Here is a 19,832-nt window from a genome sequence, read left to right as displayed (position 1 = left end):
ATGAATACAGACGAACTCATCGACGCGCTCGTTGGGGATCTGAAGCCGGTCCGCCCCCTGCGCCCCCCTGCCTGGCGTCTGATCGGCTGGCTGGCCGTGTCGGTGCCGGTCACGGCCCTGATTGTGGTCGCGATGCGACTCCGCCCCGATATCGGGGCAAAGCTTGCCGATCCGGTTTTCCTGACTCAGGAACTGGCATCGCTGGCCACGGCGTTAGTGGCTGGCTGGGCCGCGCTCGTCACGTGCGTTCCAGGCGAACCGCGCTGGAAGCTGTGGGCGCCCGTGGCCCCGCTGGCCCTCTGGATAGCGACTCTGGGTCGTCAGTGCTGGGACGAGTGGGTGCGCCTGGGGGTAAGCGGGATGGAGTTTCACTCGGACCTCATGTGTCTGCCGGCCATCGCGATGACCGGCGCGGTGCCGGCCCTGGCGATCGTGTTCGCGATCCGGCGCGGCGCGCGTCTGCGTGCTCGCTATGCCGTGCTGTGGGGGAGCCTCGCGGCCGCTGCGCTCGCCAATGTGGGGCTGCGGCTTTTCCATAGGGAAGATGCGGCGTTGATGGTAATCGTCTGGCAATTTGGCAGCGTGCTGCTGTTCACCGCTGTCCTCACACTGTGCCGGCGCTATCTGGTGCCGGCGTGGACGCTGCGCAGTCTTCACTGATCCGGTTCGCCTGATGGTGAAGAAGGGGCAGCCGAATGTGCCGTCCCTGATCGACCTGTCCCCCTGTAACCTTTTTCCGCCTCCGGCGAAGTATTGGATACCGGTCTCATGTCGGGGCCGTTCATCTGGGGAGGTTGGGTATGGACCATCGACTTTTCGCCGCCACCACGTTGTCCGCCGCGATGGGACTGGCACTCGCCATGCAGGGCGGGTCGGCCGGCGCGCAGGACATGTCGAATGCGCCACCGATCGTGAAGGAAAACATGGCGAGAATGCAGAAGAATCACCTCGAGAAATGCTACGGGATCAATGCGGTCGCGAAGAACGACTGCGCCGAAGGCGCCCATTCCTGCGCCGGACAGGCCACCCAGGCACGCGAAACGAAATCGTTCGTGCTGCTGCCGGCAGGGGTGTGCGGCAAGATTGCAGGCGGGGCGTTGAAACCCAGCTGATCGATGACGAGCGCGGCCATGAGCCTGTCTCATTCCAGTTTGCGCGTGACGCCCGGCCCGATCCCGCCCGCAGCGGGGGTCGGGCTGCGCTTCCCGCATCATCAGGTCTTCGTCGATACGCGTCCGCCAGTCGGGTGGCTGGAAGTGCACGCCGAGAACTACATGGGAGGTGGCACACCGTTACGCTATCTGGAAACGCTGCGCCGCGACTATCCGGTCTCGTTTCACGGTATCGGCCTGTCGCTGGGCAGTGCGGACGGGCTCGACCCGGCGCATCTCGAGCGCCTCTGCCGTGCAAGCGAGCGCATCGAACCTGGCCTGATCTCGGAGCACCTGTCCTGGAGCGCGGTCGGGCACACGTATCTCGCCGAGCTTCTGCCATTGCCGATGACGGAAGAGGCGCTCGACGTCGTCTGCCGGCACGTTGAACAGACGCAGGACCGGTTGGGTCGACGCATTCTGGTCGAGAACCCTTCGACCTACCTGCAATTCAGTCATTCGACGATTCCGGAATGGGAATTTTTATCGGGCGTCAGCGCGCGGACCGGGTGCGGGATTCTGTGCGACGTCAACAACATCTACGTCAGTGCGCAGAATCATGGCTGGGATGCGTCGACCTATTTGCGGGCACTGCCGCCGGCCGCGATCGGGGAGATTCATCTGGCTGGCCACTCGGTCGTCACGCTCGATTCCGGCGCCATGCTGCGCATCGACGACCACGGCTCGCGTGTCGCCCCGGCCGTCTGGACGCTGTATGACGAAGCGCTGACCCGCTTCGGCGCGGTTCCGACGTTAATCGAGTGGGACACCCAGATTCCTGCGCTGGACGTGCTGCTCGAGGAGGCTGCGCACGCCGCGCATTGCCTCGCACACTTAACGCAAGGGAACGATCATGCTGTCCTTGCGTGAACTGCAGGATGCTGTGCGGCGCAGTATCGTCGATCGCGACGATGTCGATGCCATGGCGCACATCGTTGCCGACGGGATTGCCCCGCGAGAACGTCTGTCGGTCTACCGGAACACCTTCGCGCAAACCCTGATTCGTGCGCTTCGTCTGTCCTACCCGGCCGTCGACCGGCTGGTGGGCGTTGAATTCTTCGACGTGGCCGCGCGCGGGTTCATCGCGCAGCAGCCACCCCGCAGCAGTTATCTCGATGAGTTCGGTGGTGATTTTGCCGGCTTTCTCGAACGGTTTGCTCCGGCCGCTTCGGTGCCGTACCTGCCCGACGTGGCACGACTCGAATGGGCCGTCAGCCGCGCCCTTCACGCGGCCGATACGCCGGTGCTGACAATTGCGTCGCTACGTTCGGTCGACGCCGCTGACTACGCGCGAATCCGCTTTGTGCGTCACCCGTCCGTCAGCATGGTTCGCACCGGATACCCCGCCGACCTGATCTGGCATGCCGTACTCATGGACGATGACGCAGCGCTGGCAGCGATTGACCTGTCGTGCGGTCCTGCGTGCCTGATGGTTCAGCGCGGGATCCCGGGCGTCGAGGTTGACCGCGTCGACGAGACGGTCTGGCGCTTTGCCCGTGCGCTATGTTCGGGATGCCCGCTGGGGTCTGCCCTCGACGATCATCCCGGCATCGATGCCACGACTGCGCTGGCCGGTCTCCTGAGACAAGGGTGCTTTGCCGGGTTTAGCCTGGCTTCGCATACTGGGCCAGTTCAACCACTAACGGAGTTGCCATGAACCACCCGATTGCGTCGACGGCGCGCGGGCCGGCCTTCAATTTGTACGGGCGTATCCTGCACTGGCTCGAGCGCATTCCTTACTGGTTCCTCGCCATCCCGTTGCGGCTGGCGGTGGCGACGGTGTTCTGGAATTCGGGCATGACCAAGCTCGCCAGCTGGGATACGGCCGTTGCGTTGTTCACCGACGAGTACCGCCTGCCGCTCCTGCCGCCGGAAGTGGCAGCCTATATCGCCGTGTCGATCGAACTCACGTCACCCGTGCTGCTGGCGCTCGGTCTGCTCACTCGGCCGACGGCCGCGGTGCTGCTCGGCATGACGACAGTCATCGAGATATTCGTCTACCCGCAGGCATGGCCCACCCACATTCAGTGGGCGGCGATGCTACTGGTGCTGCTGGCGCGCGGGGCCGGCCGGCTCTCGCTGGACGGGTGGATTCGGCATCGCACGCTCGGCGGTGACTGATGTCCACCCATGGCTGGCTAAACCTACGCGTCCGAAAATGTCTAGGGGATTAGCAGCGTCACAACCCGCCTGCTGGCGTGCAGTTGTGGGCCGCTCCGCCCGGCTATCCGCTGGCAATGGGCAAAGCGGCGACGGGCTCACACGATGCATCGCAGCGGCGCGAATATGCGGAACTGCTCGCGTGCAACCGGCCACCGGTCGGCATGCCGCCTCCAGCTATGTCGCGCGGTTTCGGGCCGGGCAGGCGAAGACGTCCGCCCGGCGTGCGTCGAACGTTACGGGAATTGTCAGGCGTCACGGTAGCGACAGCGGTACTGACTTACCGCACGCAATCGGTGGTGGAGTGACAGGTTGACGACCGAAGGGCGAGTCAACTAAGAACTCACTCAGGTTGAGCGGGGCGGGATACGTACCGGGCACGCCATGCTTCCTCCTCTGACCCGTTCTGACACCGCAAGATCTCGACGGCTGGAGTTAACTGGTTTCGCAAGGCAGGGCGGGTAGCCTGCGGCCGTATGAGACCGGCGTCTGGAGTGGCTGACAGGTCGCAGGGTCGGGATAGGTTCTGTCATGTAAGGGAATCGCGTCGGCAGGATAGTGTATGTACAGGAATGCTAACTAGAAAGGAGAAAAAAAGTTTAGGGGTTCCGACTGCGGAGCCTGTTGAACGAAACTCTTTTTGTTTTCTCACGGCCTGGAATTGGGCTTCCCGATAGCCGCGAGTTTCTTTGAAAGCCAGTAATCAACCGACCATCGGCCGCTGCCGACAACCAGCAACTCGCTCGTGAACAGCGCTGCGGCGAGATACATTGCGCCGAAGCCCCAATCGCCGTGGGGCACTATCAGGTCGTTCACGATATCTCGCAGCCAGGCAAATGAGTTCGCAGAATTGGCCAGCGCGCGCACAACGAAAATTATCACAGCCGGATACCCAGTCAGCCTTATTGCCAATCCCGCAACGAAAGCCATCCCTGCCAAGATCTCGATGGCGCGAAGGAGTATGCCGACGGCAGTCACACCGAAAGACAATCCGGATTTATCAACGTCATAGAACGTGAATAGTTGTTGGACGCCGCTACCGACAGGGAAAAGAAGCAGGACGCCGACCGCCAGCCGCATTGGTAATACCCATCGTGGCCCATCCGTTCTGACCACAACGATCCATCCAGATTTGGTCAGAAATCGCATTATTTTCTTCATAGTCCGTGGTTACCATCAGCGGGGACGATACCGAACTGCCTGACGGCAACTGTCCACCGGGCAGAATGCCGCTGTTTTCGTTGCGCCCAGTGTGTGTCGCGTCGGGCCGGCGAAGACGATGTCCGGTCATCGTGAACACTTCTGGTCATTCGTCGTGCCGCATCACCCATGGGCTCCCTGACCTGCACCGTGTGCTCGACACTTTGGCGAGACCCCGATCGCCCACTTCAAAACCTGTCACCGACCGCGACCGGTGGTGCCCCGGCGCCAAAGCCGACGGCAGATGACCACCGCAGCAGGGCAGCCGCGCCGCTGACGCTAGCTCGAAAGTGACACATCGATGTTTCGTATGTGAATGCGAACGGTCCCGCGGCCTGTGGCAAGGTTTCCAGACCGATCAAACGACCGCGACATGGGGGAAATACAGAGTGAACGTCGTCCGCTCGCCGTGGCTTGCGACATCCACTTTTCCCCTGTGCAACTCCATGATCGACTTCACGATAGCGAGCCCCAGTCCCGCGTTCCGGGCGGACCCATGCCGTGACGGGTCCGCCCGGTAGAAGCGGTCAAAAATCTTTTCGATGTGCTGCGGCGCGATAGGCTTGCCATGATTCGTAACCGATACCGCGCCATATCCAGGAAGCTCAAACGCCCGTAATTCGATCGACGAAGCCGCGTACGCGTGGTCGAGCGCATTGGAGACCAGATTGCTAACAGCGCGTCGAAACAACGTGGCGTCCACATGTAGCGGCGTATCTCCGTCTACGGTGATACTGGCGCCCGTTTCCTCAGCCACCCCCTGGAAATAGGACGCCAGCCGGCGCAGTTCTTTTCCCGCATCGAGCTCGGCAACCTGCAGGACCTGCTTCGCATTGTCCGTGCGCGCGAGGAATAGCATGTTTTCAATCATCCGCTGCAGCCGCTCGCATTCTTCGATGTTGGAATCGATGAGGGCTTCGTATTCTTCGGTCGTCCTGCTTCGTGACAGCGTGACTTGCGACGAACTGATGACGTTGGCGAGCGGTGTGCGCATGTCATGGGCGAGGTCGGACGAGAATTGCGAGAGACGCACGAAAGTCCGCTCGAGGCGGTCGAGCATGCGATTGACCGCGATCGCAATTTCCTGGAGTTCGACTGGGCCGCCCTCGAGGTCGAGCCTCTCGCTCAGGTTGTGCCCCTCGATGCGCGAGGTTTGCCGCCCGATGCTCTTCACCGGCCGCAGGCCTCGCAGCGCAATGGCGTAGCCCAGCGTCCCAACCAGAGTGGCACCAAGTCCTACCGCAAACCAGATATGCACCTTGTAGCTATCCAGCAAGGAGTGCCGGTCGGCCGCGGTGCGCACAACAACGACACGAACCGCTTCGCCGGAGGGTAGTGTTTCCTGTCCGACCACGCACCGTGATGCGCCGATGCCGCCTGGTAGACAGAGATAGGGAATGTCGTCAGCCCGACGATGCGCAAGGATTGACGCCGCGTCGATTGCCTGCTTGTCCGGATGCCCCATCAGGACCGTGTTCTGCTGGTCAAGAATCGCGAGGTAGACACCTGGGTGAGAGAGCAGAACTTCGTGAAAGACCGGCTGCCTTTCACGTATCGCTTCAGTGGACCCCGCCTCACGCGCCAGTTCCAGGAACTGACTTAGCTTGCCGGCAATCTCGATATCGTCGCGGCGCTTGAGCTCGGCCGAAAGGGAGTCATACAGAAAGGCGCCCATCATCGCGAAGACGACTGTTGCGACAACCGAAAACGCCAGAGTCAGCCGCGCGAGCAGCGAGTACGGACCACCGGGCTTCGTAGTCAAGACCGCGCCTCCAGTACATAGCCCATGCCCCGAATCGTATGCAGCAGCTTTCTGTCGAAGGGCGCGTCAAGCTTTGCCCGCAGTCGTTTGATCGCGACGTCGACCACGTTGGTGTCGCTATCGAAGTTCATGTCCCAGATTTGCGACGTAATGAACGTGCGCGTGAGGACCTCACCCGGTCGTTCGGCGAGCAACTGGAGCAGCGAAAATTCCTGCGCTGTGAGGTCGATGCGAGTGTCCCCTCGCCGGACCCTGCGCTTGACGAGATCCACTTCGAGGTCAGCGATCACCAGCATGTCACGAACACCGCGCGGCGCCCGCCGCAGCAGTGAGCGAATGCGCGCGAGAAACTCCGCATAGGCGAACGGCTTGGACAGGTAATCGTCGGCGCCAAGCTCGAGCCCCGCTACCTTGTCTTCGATCGCGTCCCTCGCCGTCAGTAGCAGAACAGGCGTGTGTTTCTGTGCCCTGAGCCTCCTCAGGACCTCGAAACCGTCCATTTCAGGGAGCATCACGTCGAGTACGATCAGATCGAACTCTTGCTGCATTGCGAGAAAGAGGCCGTCTTTGCCATTATCGGCGGTATCGACCGTGTAGCTGGCTTCCGTGAGCCCCTTGCGGAGGTAGGAGGCCATTTTCGGCTCGTCTTCAACTATCAGTATGCGCATGGCAAGTTATGTGGGTGGTGCGCTGGCCGCCAGTTGAGACACAACGAGTCTAATGCACGCAGCCTAGCGGACGGAAGGTGAACCGAAAATGACGCCAAAATGACATTTTAGTCATCTTCGGCTTGTCTGAAAATTTGGTCATTTTGCGGCCATGCTTTCGTCACCCGCTCGCGGATAAGCTCCGGGCGGTGTCTTGTGTATGGACCTACGGTGAAAAACCTGTTCGCCGTTCGGGTCGATAACTGCACAACTACACCGACTGACGACGAGAAAAATCCATGCGAACGTTTATCACGGCGCTGCTGAGCGCGGCGGCATTGTTGCCGGCGCTTGTGCACGCCACCACCACGTTTCCTGACCCGACCGACGCTGCCGCATTGGTTCCGGCGGTCAGCGTGCCGTCTGCCTTCGCGGACTACCAGCCATACCGGGACCAGAAAGCGCCCACCTGGCAGGAGTTCAATCAGGCCGTGACGGGTCCATCGGGGATGAAAGGGATGAGCCACGGCGCGATGCCCACTGGCAGCGCCGACGCTAAAAACAACGAACACAGCTCCAAACACGAGGGACCGGCGAAATGACCTCGAATTTCTTTTCAGGTGGCCGCATCGTTGCTGTTGCCAGCGCGCTGGTGTTTCTCGCCGGCTGCACGACGTTTTCGAAGGACGGCGGCTTCAATACCGTTTCGACGACCGCTTCGGAGCGTCTTGGGAAAGACGCCGTACTGGTGAAGACAGACGAAGACCGGGACGCCGTCGCAAAGCGAACGCAGGAACTGCTTTCCAGGCCATTGAGCATGGATGACGCAGTCCAGATTGCGCTGCTGAACAACCGGGGCCTGCAGGCCTCGTACGGAGAGCTCGGCATTTCCGAAGCGGACCTGGTTCAGGCCGGACGACTCCCGAACCCCGGCTTCAGTTTTAGCCGCACCCACGGGGGCAACGACCTGAGCATCAACCGCACGTTCACGCTCGGCTTATTGAATGTCCTGACGTTGCCGCTGGCGACGCGCATCGAGAGCCGCCGCTTCGAGCAGACCAAGCTCCTGGCGGCGGATGCGATGCTCAAAGTGGCCGCTGACGCACGACGGGCCTATGTCAACGCGGTGGCCGCCGAGCAGGCTGCGGCATATGCCACGCAGGTGAAGGATTCGGCGGAGGCTGGGGCCGAACTGGCGTTGCGGATGCAACAGGCCGGCAACTTCAGCAAGCTCGACTACGCGCGTGAGCAGGCTTTCTATGCAGACGCAGTGGCTCAACTGGCTAAAACGCGGCAGCAGTCTGTGTCCGCGCGGGAAAAGCTTACGCGGACGATGGGTCTGTGGGGTGCCGGGACGCATTACACACTTCCCGACCGTCTGCCTGACCTGCCCAAGAACCGACCCGAGCGCAACGACCTCGAGAGCTTCGCGATGCAGAACCGGCTGGACATCCAGGCCGCGAAGCTGCAGACGCAGAGTGTTGCATCCTCATTGGGTCTCAGCAAGGCGACGCGTTTCATCAACGCACTGGACGTCGGGTATCAGAACAATTTCACGACGTCCGACGGCCATGAGCAGGGCTACGAAATCAGCGTCGAGATTCCCATTTTCAACTGGGGCGGCTCGAAGGTTGCGCGCGCCGAAGCGATTTACATGCAGTCGGTCAACCGTGTCGCCGAGACTGCGATTAACGCGCGGTCTGAAGTTCGCGAGTCGTATTCGGCCTATGTGATCGATTACGACGTCGCGAAGCACTACCGCGATGAAGTCGTGCCAATCCGGAAAACCATTTCGGACGAGCTCCTGCTTCGCTACAACGGCATGCTCGCGAGCGTCTTCGAGCTGCTGTCGGATTCGCGCGACCAGGTCGGCGCTGTGAACAGCTATATCGACGCGTTGAAGGACTATTGGCTCGCGGAGACCGACCTGCAGCAGGCAGTCGGTGGCCGCCTGCCGCCGCTCGCGATGACTTCAGCGCCATCCGCGCCCACGACGCAATCCACGATGCAACCCGCGTCGCCTACAGATTCCGAAGGTAAATGAAATGGTGTCACGTCGAAATTTTCTCGGCGGCTCGGGAGCCGCATTGTTGGGGGCGGCCCTGGTCAGCAAGGCGGGTGCTGCGTCGCTGCCTGAGGCGCCTACGATGGCCAAGGCCACGATGCAACCGCCGCTCGCGCCTCCCAATGGTCGTCCATACACGCCCGTTGCCACATTGAATGGCTGGTCGCTGCCGTGGCGCATGAAAAACGGCTGGAAGGAATTTCACCTGATTGCCGAACCGGTCGTGCGCGAAATGGCGCCGGGCATGAACGCGAATCTCTGGGGTTACAACGGCCAGGCCCCAGGCCCAACCATCGAGGCGGTCGAAGGCGACAAGGTTCGCATCTTCGTGACCAACAAGTTGCCGGAGCACACCACGGTCCACTGGCACGGGATGCTGTTGCCGTCCGGCATGGACGGCGTCGGCGGCCTGACGCAACCGCATATCCCCCCGGGCAAGACGTTCGTCTACGAATTCCAGCTCGAGAAGCACGGCACCTTCATGTATCACCCGCACGCCGACGAGATGGTGCAGATGGCGATGGGGATGATGGGCACGTTCATCGTCCATCCGAAGGATCCCGGTGTCATGCAGGTCGACCGCGACTTCGTGTTCATCATGTCCGCGTACGACATCGACCCGGGCAGTTTTACGCCGCGCGTCAACGAGATGACCGATTTCAACATGTGGACGTGGAATTCGCGGGTCTTTCCGGGCATCGACCCATTGCCGGTACGCGCCGGGGACCGTGTGCGCATCCGCTTCGGCAACCTGACGATGACGAATCACCCTATCCATCTGCACGGCTATCACTTCGAGGTCGCCGGCACGGACGGCGGATGGATTCCACCGGCTGCTCGCTGGCCTGAGGTGACCGCCGACGTCGCGGTCGGCCAGATGCGTGCCATCGAATTCACGGCAAACCGGCCCGGAGACTGGGCGTTTCACTGCCACAAGTCCCACCACACGATGAATGCGATGGGGCACTCCGTACCGAACCTCATTGGCGTGCCGCAGAAGGACCTCGCGAAACGCATCAACAAGCTCGTGCCTGACTACATGGCGATGGGCAGCACCGGTGGCGCGATGGGCGAGATGGAAATGCCACTGCCCGACAACACGCTACCAATGATGACCGGTAAAGGTCCGTTTGGCGCGCTCGAAATGGGCGGCATGTTCACCGTTGTGAAGGTTCGTGAGGGATTGGGGCGCAAGGACTATCGCGACCCGGGCTGGTTCAAGCATCCCAAGGGAACGGTCGCCTACGAATACACCGGCGAGCTGCCGGACAGCTGATTTTGATTCCGCCGGGCACGCTGTCCGGTGCAGTTTTGTCTTTTAACCCTCGGAGAAATAGTGATGAAGAACGCATTTGTATCGATTGCAGTTGGCTGCGTATTGGCAATCTCGGCATCGGCCTATGCGGCTGGCGAAATGGGCAACACGGACATGAGCGGAGGCAGCGCGAAACAGGCGGGCGACGCGAAGAACAGCATGTCGCACGGAGAGATCAAGAAGGTCGACACGGCTGCCGGCAAGCTGACCATCAAGCATGGTCCGCTGGAAAACCTGGGCATGGACGCTATGACGATGGTGTTCAAGGTCAAGGACCCGGCAATGATTTCGCAGGTCAAGGTCGGCGACAAGATTGATTTCGTGGCCGAAGAAGTGGACGGCGCACTGACGGTGACGAAGCTGCAGAAGAAGTAAGGATTCGCTGGGTGTTGTGACCAATCGCAAGCAACACCCAATTTGACTATTCAGGATGCGCAAGAACATGAAAACATTCACTCGCAAGCAACTCACGGGTCTGGCCACTGCAGTCGCCATCGCGCTCGTGCCGGCTGCCGCGTTCGCACACGGCAAGCTCGAGAGTGCCGTCCCGGCCTCTGGCAGCACTGTTGACGTGGCACCCGACGCGCTGCGGCTCACCTTCAATGAAGACCTGGAGTCCACTTTCAGCACGATCAAGGTGACCGACGCAAGTGGCGCACCGGTCGGTAAGGAAAAAGCGAAGGTCGATCCGTCGAATCGGCGCGTTCTGACGCTTGCCGTTCCGAAGCTGTCGTCCGGTTCCTATTCGGTGCAGTGGGCCGTCATGACAAAGGATGCCCATAAGACCAAGGGCACATACACCTTCAAGGTGAAGTGATGAACGACGGTTTCCTCGGCGTTTTGCGGCTCGCATCCGTTGCGCTGCACAACCTCGGCTTTGCGGTACTCGTCGGTGCGTTGCTGAGCGAACGGTGGCTGGCCCGTTCGCCGTCCGCCTGGCAGGCGGGCGTCAGTCGCCGGTTGACGCGGGCGTTTCGCGTTGCAGCGATCGTTGCGCTTCTGGCATCGGTGTTTGAGTTCTGGATTCATTGCGCGTTGATGAGCGACTCGACACTTGCCGACGCGTGGCCAGCCGTACGCTCGATGATTGAGGGAACCGGTTATGGCCACACCTGGGCGGCTGGCGCAGCGTTCCTGTTATGCGTAGCTGGCATCTCACTGATGCCGCCGCGAGCGGGCAGCATCCGCTTGCAGCCGGTGCTGTGGCTCGCACTCGCGGGCTTTGCGATGACGCGAAGCAACGCAGGGCACCCGGTGGACGCCGGCGTGTTCAGTGTGCCGGTGTGGGCGGACTGGATTCACCTGCTGGCCATCAGTGCGTGGGTCGGCCTCGTGCTGGTCGCGACCTACGTGGTTGTGCCACGTTTCTTCAGGGTGCCGGGAAACGAGCGCACGAATGGCGCAGCGTTCATCCAGTCGCTATCGGACACGGCGACATTCGCGCTGATCGCCCTGTTCATCACCGGTGCATACAACGGCTGGCGCGGCGTCAACTCGCCTGGCAATCTGCTGGACTCGGCATACGGGCAGGTGCTGCTGCTGAAGCTTGCCTTCGTATTCATCGCCGCTGCGCTTGGCGGACACAACCGTTTCTTTGAAATGCCCGGGCTGATGACGTCGTTGACGGACACTGCATCGGCGTCACCCGGGCGACCGCTGAAGCGTTTCGCCACCGTCCTGCACGTCGAGTCGGTGGTGCTGGTAACCGTGCTGGTTGCGGCTGCGATCCTGGTTTCCAGTCCTTTGCCCGGTACGTCCTAGTTCGCACCCGAGAACCTCTTCAGTCCACGCAGATGGTCATCGCCGCCAGCTCGATGAAGGCGCCACCTGGCCTTGATTGGCTTTAGGCAACGACCATCTTTTACAGGATCCGGATCTGTGTCCGGGTCCTTTTTTTATGCCCATTCACTCTGCACTTCAATGAGGTTCGTGGCAGCATCCTTTTGGAGTCCTGTGTGAAGACGTCTCACCTCAGGGGGCAACGCTGTCGTGCATGTCGTGGGTATCTGACGAAATGTTCATGTGGTGGCCACGGTCCTGTCAGAGACCGATACCTAAACTGACTCCGTCAACACTGAAACGGAGTAATTGAATGAAGCTGCTTACCGTCCTTCTTGCTGTTATCGGTATCGCCGCGGCTGTGCCGGCCTTTGCAGACGCCAACTACCAATCTGCTGGTGCGACCGGCAACGATACCGCTGTGGGTGGCGTCGCGGACGGCACCTATTCCTCCGGCGCGCGTGGTAAAACACGTGCCGAAGTTCATGCCGAACTGATTCAGGCACAGAAAGACGGCCTTCTGCCATTCCGGAGGAACGACTATCCGCCGGGCGCCGAAACGATTCGGCGCAATCAGGAACTGTACCGGCTGTCACACTGAGTGACATGACTTCGGCTGCATCTGGCCAGCCAGATGCAGCCTTGAAGCGATGCCGTTGCGCGTCGAGTCGCACGCTTCTGTTTGCCGTTCCCGCATCACGGAAAAGCTACGACTATCCCAATCTGCTTCGGGGCATTGCAAGCCGCTGCCGCATTAACAAACCATTGGCTGACGCCGAGTCCGAACGCCGCAGGATCAAGCAAACTTCGATGGGGTTTCCTACCGCATCGATAGGGTGTTGACCCATGCCACGTGTCGTCGCCCGTCAGCACAATGCGAGTGCGGTCAGGAAGAACCTGACAGCTTCTCCTTTGACAGGCATGTCGCGGGAGTGACAGGACTCCGTTCCATCGGTGAGTCGAGGTGAAGAAATGTGGTGCGCAACAGCAACGAACAAGGCAGCAAGGCAAACCGGGTACCCGACGGAACCGTCTGGCGCGCCGGCTGCGAGCGAGTTCGGGGATGCGACTTTGTCACTCTCTGACTTGCAGCGCGCGTCACTCAACGCGAATCAAGCGGGTTGACAGCCTATCATGCGCCGCGACGCCACACGTACGTTTTGTGCTGTAACGCTACTCGTTGTGGTGTTCTTCAGCCAACTGTGGGTGGCCGCGTATGCCTGTGCGATGACGCGGCATTCCACCCCAACGAATCAAGCGGTGCTGGCCATCGCCTCTGATGGACATGGCGACCTGCACGATCACCAGACCGCCGCAGTTTGGCACGGCCACTGCGACAATCCGGCACAGCCCGGTCGTGTCACACGATCAAAGCCGTCGCCGCTCGTCTGGATACCGCTGATTTGGGGCGGCTCCACGATACCTGCGCTAGCCGTTCACCCGCGCTTGCCGACGCGGCAGCAGCCCCTTCTCCTTTCCGCTTCTCCCCCCGCTCGCATCCTGTTTCAGGTATTTCGCAATTGACCCCTGGCTGCTGACGTCGGACGTGTTTTCGATTGATGGTTGCGGACGGACGATTCCATCCGTTCAGGTTGGCCTCGTTCACAGGACGGGACCGCCGTCTTACCTACGATTGACGCCAGCTCCGCCTGCATCGCACAGCCGCGCCATCTGGATCCGGCTGAAACACTTCGCGATTTTTCATAAGACGCTGAGGTCGTAGCCGCAGGGCTTTCGTCCGCGCATTGGCACCTCGGTCGCTTGTGCGTCGATGCGCGCTGCGCATTGCGATTTTGCCTATTCAAGGAGTCAATCATGAAACATCTCATTCTGATCAAACACTCGGTATTCGGAACCTTGCTCCTGTCGGCGGCCGTCACGGCGTTCGCCGGCGGCGGTGGTGGTCATAACGGATCCGGGCGTAACCAGTACCCGCACATGAACCCCGTAACCGGTCCCCAGTCGGCGGAGCCAGCTTCTGTCTCGGCCGATACGCCAAATCCGGACGGCAAGACGCGGGCACAGGTTCGAGCGGAGTTATTGCAGGCGGAGCGCGCGGGCTTCGCGCCGGCTAACAAAAACGATTATCCGCCCAGCGCCACAACCATCGCGCGTAATCAAGCCCGGTTCCAGCAGATTGAGCAGGCGTGGCGCGGGAGCGATCAGATGACTGCAAGCGGACGGTAAGTTCGCGCAGCAGGATGGGAAACGGCGGTCTAGCAGTCTGGCGTACGTCCCACCCGTTACTCGTGTCGTGAGAGGGGTGACGGGTAACGGAGGCCGGGGAGCAGGGTCTGGCTCGCTGCTGAAGGCGAATCGCCGACAGTGGAGGTTCAGGATCGCGCGGCATCGGTGCTTTCCCGCAGGCCGCGGAATCGGAACATGACCAATCACCCCATTCAGCCGCATGGCCACGAATTCGTGGTGGAAGGGCTCCGTCCTGCTCGTGATCGCTAGAGATGACGCAGGGAAATTCACTCGCCTTGTCGGCAGCACCTTGTGACTTCTCAATTTTTTGAAGGAATAACATGAAATTCGTATTGCTTACTTCAGCGATGTTTCTCTGCGTCGCGTCCTCCGCCGCCTATTCGCACGGCGATGATGAAACGTTTCCCGTCGGCAAACCCGGCAACGCCGCAAACGTCACACGGACGGTCAACGTCGAAATGAGTGACTTGATGCGTTTCAGTCCGAGTCAGTTGACGGTCAAGCGCGGCGAAACGGTCAAGTTCGTTGTAAAGAACACTGGGAAAATCCGGCACGAGATGATGCTCGGCACTGAAGCGGGACTCAAGGAGCACGCAGCTCTCATGCGCAAATTTCCGGAAATGGAGCATGCGGAAGCCAACGCGGTCACCGTCAATGCAGGCAAATCCGCACAGGTGATCTGGCAGTTCAGCAAGACCGGAGTGGTGGATTTTGCGTGTCTTGAGCCTGGTCACTACGAAGCGGGGATGGTCGGGAGGATTGCCGTTCGTGAAGGCGGACCAACCGATAAGGAAATCGCGGCGCGCTAACGCACCCGCTATCGAGTACAAGGGGGTAAGCACGAACAAGCCTATCGCTTAATCTGTTGATGATTTTGCGTCGGGCTGACCGACGCGGGTGCTGTTTCAAAGCCCCTTGGAACGTGGTTCCGAGGGGCGTTTTCTTGCCTCGTGAACGCCGAGTAGTTCATCGAGCTTCACGACGTGAATCGAAAGGCCCAATCGCATTGCCGGCGTCTTTCCGTCCTTACCCTTGAGGGCGTAGTTGTAGTAGACCCGAGCACCCTCGGAATCTTCTCGATATGCGCGGGACGATATCCGGGGTGATGGATCGGGCCGCAAGGCACATGAAATCCCGGTTTTCTCGAATACGGAGACCGAAAGAATCTGTAGCAACGTGTAGAGCGAGACATCGAGTTGAAGCATAACCGCTCGCGGGACATTACCGATTCGGCGGGTTCCGCGAACGGTTACATTTTTGTTTTGGTGTTCAGCAGCCACTGGTTTCGGCGCCTGAGGGCGGTATCTGGCCGTTCGTTGGTCGGTTGCCGTGGGCCGGAGTCGAAAGCGGCAGGGCCGACTCGTCCGAGATGAAGATGACCAAAAGGTCATTTTCACGCCATGTCCCGTTCATATGCCGCCAGCCAGAATGAAAGCCAGTCGGAATCGCTATCGCCGATTCCGACGCTGTAGTGGAGGGGAGACATGAAACTTCAACTTACCGCTAGCGCCTCTATTCTTGCGCCGCTTGCCTCGTGCGTTCCTGCTGCCGCTGACCACGACTACCTGAGGGCTGCAGCGGCCGGTTTCTCCGTCGTGAAACCTGACGCAGATATCCGACATCGAGATGGCGCCCGCCGGGAGGTCGGGAATCGCCCGGGGGAAAGACGCGCGAGCGGGTGCAACAGGAGGCGAATCAGTCTCAACGTGACGACGTTGTGCTGCCAGGGAACGCAAACTGACCCTCCCGGTCAGGCGTTGACGAAGCGCAACCGCGCGCGTCAGCGGCGCACTAACGCGCGGCGGGCTAGTCAACGTTGATAGCCGTGCTGCAACCCATTCTCCTTTTTGTCGAGTACATATGCCATCTCTTGCGTGGAGTAAAGTCGCCGTGATATCGGGTCTGGCTGTGGTGCTTGCAGGCTGCGCGAATTCCGTCGCGACAAAAGCGTCGAGCGCCGTGAGTAGCGATGACTCCAGTCCGAGTGCAGCGACGGCGGTGCAACTACCCAAAACATATCCTTGCCAAAGCTTGCATGTGAAAACGAACTGCCCGCCCCGATAGGTGTGACCGGCGCGGGGGCCCCAGGTGGATCGTGCGATCATGCCGGAACCATCGGTCTCCGCATTCAGGGCCGCCTGCAGCTAGACCTTGCGGCTCGTTGGCTTTCGCGCCATCGGTGGGTGAGCGAACCTTTAATTGATAAGGTTTGTTGCAATCAAACCGTCAGTCTCTGGACGGGCCAGACGGTTACCCCATGGGTCATGGCTGAATGAACGCAAGCTGGCTCCCGGGTCCCTTGCGCGGCCCATTTCAACGGTTCTTTGCCCGCACAACGATCTGCGCCCGCGTGTCGCGCTCAATGCGCTCAAGCGACGCATGCGCGGCGCCAGAATCGTCCGGCGAACACATCTGACGCGCGAAGCGCGCGTGCAGCCGGCGCGTGATCTGCACGACCTGCGTACCCGGATCGAAGACATAGTGCGATTCGAAATCGAAGAAGCGATCCTGCACCCTGGTATCCTCAGGCAGCACGGTCACGCGTACGGTCTCGGGTAGCGCGATCTGCGCCGTCTCGACGAAGTCACCGCCGATGCACACATAGGGCTGCGTGCGTACCGGCTCGGCGAGCCAGGCCTGCACCTGGGTCGCGATGCCGCCTGACAGGCTTGACAGCGCTGGCAGCGCGGTCGTGCCGTCCGGCCACACGAAATGATCGAGGGAGCCTGCTATCGATGCGTCAAACGGCCCCCCCGTCGTGTCCAGTTCGCTGGTACGAATCTGCGCCGTGCCGTGCAGTCCGGTCTGCCGCAGGCGGTCGGTCGCAATCTGTCGTGCGCGCTCGCGTGTCGCACGCCGGAATATGTTGCGCTCCAGTTCAGCGGTCCAGCCCGCGTCCTCGACGTGATAGGTGTAGTCGGCCACGCCGCTATCCGAAACCCCGATCTGCAGGCGCGCAACTCGCTCCCGCGGCTGCGCTGGGGGCGTGCGAGAGAGCACGCCCTCGTCCGCCAGCAGCGCCGGACGATCCATGACGCCAGCCGGCAGGTAGCCGAATTCAGTGCCGCCTACAGTCGTGTCGGCATACAGGGCGAGATCAGGCATCCAGACAATCGCGTGATTGATCGCGCTCGCGCCATAACCAGGCACGGACGGCAACGTATAGACAGGACCGAGACCCAGCAGCACCGGTTCGCTGCGTATCCCGACCGCGGCGAGCAGCGCGCCAAAGAGCGCCACATGATCCTTGCAATCGCCATAGCGATTGCGTAGTACGTCGGTCACCTTGTGCGGAACCGCCGCCGTCTCGCCGAGAAAGAGCGCGACGTAACGCACATTCAGACGTACCCAGTCATAAATTGCCCGAGCTTTCGCGCGCGGGTCCGCTGCGTTCGCTGTCAGCGATTGCGCGAGCTGCACGACCGCGGGGTCGCCCACGCTCGGGTCCATGGCCGCGATACGGTAGCGCGCCGCGAACGACGCAAAATTGGGTTCGGTGGACACCATCAGCCGGTCGCCGTAAGTCGCGTATCCGACGGCGCCGCTTTCGATCGGTGGATAAGGGCCGTGGCGGTAGTCGAATTCGTAGCGCGTGCGACCGTTTGACGTGACGGGCGCCAGCGCGACGTAGCCGCGTGCGTCGGCGTAAAGTGGCACGTCAACGGGCAGGTCGAAGATCAGGCGCTGGCTTTCGACTGGCTCACGCGACGGCTCGACGAAATAACTGAAGAGTCCCGCCTGAAGCGGCTTCGCACGCGCCTTGCGGAATACGAGACGCGTGCGCGAACCGGCCTGGATACCGGGATAGATCACCGTGCGCAGCACGCCGTCCTGGAAGGTCGGCGCGCCGGCGGAGCGCGGTTCCTGCACGTCGCGAATCGCTTCCGGACCAACCGCATGCGCGACGCCGTCGCGGCCGATAGTCTCGGCCGCGAGCAGTTCGACCTTCTCGATATCCTTGTTGAACCAGATATAACGTTGCGCGATATCGTCGACGCCGCTCGTGGTATTTGCGCGCAGCGTCGAGTCGTCGTGCTCCTCGACGGAACCGTCGTGCTGGACGACGAAGACATGCACGTCGTTTTCCAGTGTCGACGGCGCCTCGTTGTCTTCGCTCAGCATGGTGGCGGATGCGCTCGCGGCGTACGCCATCGCGCACGCCACACAGAAAATTCGAACGAATGAGTGCATCGTCTCCTCACAGCGGGGGCCCATCGAAAGGCTAGTCCCGTGCATGAAACAGCGCCCCCGGCGCACCAGCGGTGCGACATCGGGGCAGGGCCGTTCATACAGCCGGCCGCATGCCGGTCGATGGAGTTCAGGCAAGCGTCATCGCATCCGTCCTTATGTCGGACGGACGGACTTCAGGTTCTTTTTTCCCTTCTTCCCGGCACACGTCATTATCGACCCGGGCGCCGCAGGACGGGCAAGCATGGCCAGCTGCAATTGCGAAACCGTCTGATGTGTGCTGGCAGTGACCTGTCATGACAATCGCATCTGGACGATCAGGCTGGCGTTGCCAACCGTCGTGAGAATGATGCGCACATGCCAATGATGAGCGCACAACGCCAGCAAAATCTGGCAGCATGGTGCCCGACCGAAGGACCGCGCAACGCGGCGTTTCAATCCGACTTACATTACAGCCAGTTTGCAGCAAGTGCCCGGAACCCTCATGCGCCCAACACTACGAAAAGCATTCGTTTCCTTCCTTTTTCTGACTGCCTCGCATGCCGTCTTCTCACAGACTCCAAAGACCGTATTCCTGGATGACCTGACGTGGACCGAACTGCGTGACGAGGTTCAGGCCGGCAAGACGACCATCCTTGTCCCTATTGGCGGCACCGAGCAAAGCGGTCCGTATGTCGCACTAGGCAAGCACAATGCGCGCGTGAAGGTGCTGTCGCAACGCATTGCCGAGGAACTCGGCAATGCGCTTGTCGCGCCGGTCATCGCCTACGTGCCGGAGGGCGGCTACGCACCACCGACCTCGCACATGCGTTTCCCCGGCACCACCACGGTGCCGGACGATGTGTTCGAAAAAACGCTGGAATCCGTCGCGAACAGCTTCAGGGTTCACGGTTTCAGGAACATTGTTTTTCTCGGCGATCACGGCGGCTATCAGAACGACATCCGGCGCGCGGTCGCGCAGTTGAACAAGGCCTGGGCAGGCTCAGGCGCGCGCGCATTCGATCCGCCGGAATACTACGGCGCGAGCTCGGACGGTTACGCACAGATCCTGCGTCAACGCGGTTACAGCGATAACGAGATCGGCACGCATGCCGGTCTCGCGGATACGTCGCTGCTGCTCGCGGTGGCGCCGCAAATGGTGCGGCAGAGCCAATTGAAGAATGCGCCGAAACCCGGGCCTGCCGACGGCGTCTATGGCGGGGACCCTCGCCGCTCGACTGCCGGACTCGGCGAGCCGGGTATCGAGGCTATCGTGTCGAAAACGGTCAATGCCATCAGGAAAGACACCACGAGCCGGTGACGTTCCGGGCAGGATCAGGTTCATCTTCCATCATTATTTCACTGAATAACGGAACTC

The 19,832-nt window shown here is 61.1% G+C and carries 21 protein-coding genes; 16 read left to right on the top strand and 5 right to left on the bottom strand.

The annotated features are described in order from the left end of the window. The 5 genes from HWX91_RS31785 to HWX91_RS31765 all read left to right on the top strand — a co-directional run bounded on the left by HWX91_RS31785 (position 1) and on the right by HWX91_RS31765 (position 3,272). The gene (locus HWX91_RS31785; RefSeq protein ID WP_028197061.1) at positions 1-660 is read left to right on the top strand and encodes an NrsF family protein; all 660 of its coding nucleotides are present in this window, start codon (positions 1-3) and stop codon (positions 658-660) included. 140 nt (positions 661-800) lie between these two features. Further along, entirely contained in the window at positions 801-1,112 is a 312-nt protein-coding gene (locus tag HWX91_RS31780; protein ID WP_028197060.1) for a BufA1 family periplasmic bufferin-type metallophore, read from the top strand. A gap of 18 nt (positions 1,113-1,130) precedes the next feature. Further along, the gene (bufB, locus tag HWX91_RS31775) at positions 1,131-2,021 is read left to right on the top strand and encodes an MNIO family bufferin maturase (RefSeq protein ID WP_042275255.1); all 891 of its coding nucleotides are present in this window, start codon (positions 1,131-1,133) and stop codon (positions 2,019-2,021) included. Next, positions 2,005-2,808: an HvfC/BufC N-terminal domain-containing protein gene (locus HWX91_RS31770; RefSeq protein ID WP_028197058.1), complete on the top strand. Its 804-nt coding sequence runs from the start codon at positions 2,005-2,007 to the stop codon at positions 2,806-2,808. The genes bufB and HWX91_RS31770 overlap by 17 nt, the downstream gene beginning before the upstream one ends. Beyond that, positions 2,805-3,272, top strand: a complete 468-nt coding sequence (locus HWX91_RS31765; protein ID WP_028197057.1) for a DoxX family protein — start codon at positions 2,805-2,807, stop codon at positions 3,270-3,272. Before HWX91_RS31770 ends, HWX91_RS31765 begins: the two co-directional genes overlap by 4 nt. Positions 3,273-3,959: 687 nt before the next feature. On the opposite strand, the gene HWX91_RS31760 is transcribed toward HWX91_RS31765, so the two are convergent. The 3 genes from HWX91_RS31760 to HWX91_RS31750 all read right to left on the bottom strand — a co-directional run bounded on the left by HWX91_RS31760 (position 3,960) and on the right by HWX91_RS31750 (position 6,941). Beyond that, entirely contained in the window at positions 3,960-4,460 is a 501-nt protein-coding gene (locus HWX91_RS31760) for a DoxX family protein (RefSeq protein ID WP_235429547.1), read from the bottom strand. A 409-nt stretch (positions 4,461-4,869) separates the two neighbouring features. After that, positions 4,870-6,273 (bottom strand): heavy metal sensor histidine kinase, encoded by a 1,404-nt coding sequence (locus HWX91_RS31755; protein WP_028197055.1) that lies wholly within the window; start codon positions 6,271-6,273, stop codon positions 4,870-4,872. Continuing rightward, on the bottom strand, positions 6,270-6,941 hold the full coding sequence (locus HWX91_RS31750; protein ID WP_028197054.1) for a heavy metal response regulator transcription factor: 672 nt from the start codon (positions 6,939-6,941) through the stop codon (positions 6,270-6,272). The genes HWX91_RS31755 and HWX91_RS31750 overlap by 4 nt, the downstream gene beginning before the upstream one ends. Positions 6,942-7,219: 278 nt before the next feature. Between HWX91_RS31750 and HWX91_RS31745 the strand changes: the two genes are divergently transcribed. The 10 genes from HWX91_RS31745 to HWX91_RS31700 all read left to right on the top strand — a co-directional run bounded on the left by HWX91_RS31745 (position 7,220) and on the right by HWX91_RS31700 (position 15,096). Next, complete coding sequence (locus HWX91_RS31745) at positions 7,220-7,522, top strand: hypothetical protein (protein WP_028197053.1); 303 nt, start codon at positions 7,220-7,222, stop codon at positions 7,520-7,522. Further along, on the top strand, positions 7,519-8,964 hold the full coding sequence (locus HWX91_RS31740) for a TolC family protein (protein ID WP_028197052.1): 1,446 nt from the start codon (positions 7,519-7,521) through the stop codon (positions 8,962-8,964). The genes HWX91_RS31745 and HWX91_RS31740 overlap by 4 nt, the downstream gene beginning before the upstream one ends. Position 8,965: 1 nt before the next feature. Next, the gene (locus HWX91_RS31735) at positions 8,966-10,261 is read left to right on the top strand and encodes a copper oxidase (protein ID WP_028197051.1); all 1,296 of its coding nucleotides are present in this window, start codon (positions 8,966-8,968) and stop codon (positions 10,259-10,261) included. 63 nt (positions 10,262-10,324) lie between these two features. Continuing rightward, the gene (locus tag HWX91_RS31730; protein ID WP_028197050.1) at positions 10,325-10,675 is read left to right on the top strand and encodes a copper-binding protein; all 351 of its coding nucleotides are present in this window, start codon (positions 10,325-10,327) and stop codon (positions 10,673-10,675) included. A gap of 67 nt (positions 10,676-10,742) precedes the next feature. Beyond that, positions 10,743-11,117 carry a copper homeostasis periplasmic binding protein CopC gene (gene copC, locus HWX91_RS31725; protein ID WP_028197049.1) on the top strand — a complete coding sequence of 125 codons (375 nt, stop codon included), beginning with the start codon at positions 10,743-10,745 and terminating at the stop codon, positions 11,115-11,117. Continuing rightward, positions 11,117-12,061 carry a copper resistance D family protein gene (locus HWX91_RS31720; RefSeq protein ID WP_028197048.1) on the top strand — a complete coding sequence of 315 codons (945 nt, stop codon included), beginning with the start codon at positions 11,117-11,119 and terminating at the stop codon, positions 12,059-12,061. Before copC ends, HWX91_RS31720 begins: the two co-directional genes overlap by 1 nt. Positions 12,062-12,392: 331 nt before the next feature. Continuing rightward, positions 12,393-12,680: a DUF4148 domain-containing protein gene (locus HWX91_RS31715; protein ID WP_081833080.1), complete on the top strand. Its 288-nt coding sequence runs from the start codon at positions 12,393-12,395 to the stop codon at positions 12,678-12,680. A 533-nt stretch (positions 12,681-13,213) separates the two neighbouring features. Then, complete coding sequence (locus HWX91_RS31710) at positions 13,214-13,603, top strand: hypothetical protein (protein WP_127837896.1); 390 nt, start codon at positions 13,214-13,216, stop codon at positions 13,601-13,603. 291 nt (positions 13,604-13,894) lie between these two features. Next, positions 13,895-14,266, top strand: a complete 372-nt coding sequence (locus HWX91_RS31705) for a DUF4148 domain-containing protein (RefSeq protein ID WP_052660735.1) — start codon at positions 13,895-13,897, stop codon at positions 14,264-14,266. A gap of 341 nt (positions 14,267-14,607) precedes the next feature. Next, a complete protein-coding gene (locus HWX91_RS31700; RefSeq protein ID WP_028197046.1) occupies positions 14,608-15,096 on the top strand; it encodes a cupredoxin domain-containing protein in 489 nt (162 codons plus the stop codon). A 96-nt stretch (positions 15,097-15,192) separates the two neighbouring features. On the opposite strand, the gene HWX91_RS31695 is transcribed toward HWX91_RS31700, so the two are convergent. Together HWX91_RS31695 and HWX91_RS31690 are read right to left on the bottom strand one after the other, a co-directional pair. Continuing rightward, entirely contained in the window at positions 15,193-15,492 is a 300-nt protein-coding gene (locus HWX91_RS31695; RefSeq protein WP_162181296.1) for a hypothetical protein, read from the bottom strand. Between the two features lie 1,108 nt (positions 15,493-16,600). Continuing rightward, positions 16,601-18,478: a DUF3857 domain-containing transglutaminase family protein gene (locus HWX91_RS31690; RefSeq protein WP_028197045.1), complete on the bottom strand. Its 1,878-nt coding sequence runs from the start codon at positions 18,476-18,478 to the stop codon at positions 16,601-16,603. Between the two features lie 481 nt (positions 18,479-18,959). Between HWX91_RS31690 and HWX91_RS31685 the strand changes: the two genes are divergently transcribed. Further along, positions 18,960-19,775, top strand: coding sequence for a creatininase family protein (locus tag HWX91_RS31685; protein ID WP_028197044.1), 816 nt, complete (start codon positions 18,960-18,962; stop codon positions 19,773-19,775). The last annotated feature ends 57 nt before the right edge of the window (positions 19,776-19,832 follow it).

The organism is Paraburkholderia fungorum (assembly GCF_902833645.1).
In the GTDB taxonomy this organism is placed as follows: domain Bacteria; phylum Pseudomonadota; class Gammaproteobacteria; order Burkholderiales; family Burkholderiaceae; genus Paraburkholderia; species Paraburkholderia fungorum.
This window is presented reverse-complemented; position numbering and strand designations above follow the sequence as displayed.